A 590-nucleotide genomic window follows, 5' to 3' on the forward strand; every position below is an offset into this window, starting at 1 on the left:
CGGAAGGTTTCCTCGCCCACGAGCTTGACTGCCGTGCCGTCCGAGAACAGGCCGACTTCAGTCAGCTCGACGCGCTTGCCTGCCTTGATCGACTGCGCCATCGCGCAGGAATCGTCGGTCTGCACGCCGATCACCTTGATGTCGGGGCGCACGGCCTTCACGTAGGCCGCCACGCCTGCCGCCAACCCGCCGCCGCCGATCGGCACGAAGATCGCGTGAATCGGGGCCTGATGCTGGCTCAGCACTTCCATCGCCACGGTGCCCTGGCCGGCGATCACGTAGGGATCGTCGAACGGATGCACGAAGGTCAGGCCGCGCTCTTCCTGCAGGCGCACGGCGTGGGCGTAGGCGTCGCTGTACGACTCGCCGGCCTGCACGACCTCGACGGTCGCACCGCCGTGGGCGCGCACGGCATCGACCTTCACCTGCGGCGTGGTCACCGGCACGCAGATCACGGCCTTCACGCCCAGTTTCGCCGCCGAAAGCGCCACGCCCTGCGCGTGATTGCCCGCCGAGGCGGTGATCACGCCGCGCTCCAGTTGCGCGGGCGAGAGGTGCGCCATCTTGTTGTAGGCACCGCGCAGCTTGAA

The 590-nt window shown here is 68.5% G+C and carries 1 protein-coding gene; it reads right to left on the reverse strand.

Going from position 1 to position 590, the window contains the following annotated elements:
* Nucleotides 1-590 (reverse strand): pyridoxal-phosphate dependent enzyme (locus U5A52_RS43045; RefSeq protein ID WP_321940501.1); only part of this gene is annotated, 590 nt, incomplete at both ends.

It is taken from the genome of Paraburkholderia sp. J8-2, assembly GCF_905220195.1.
Taxonomy (GTDB): Bacteria; Pseudomonadota; Gammaproteobacteria; order Burkholderiales; family Burkholderiaceae; genus Paraburkholderia.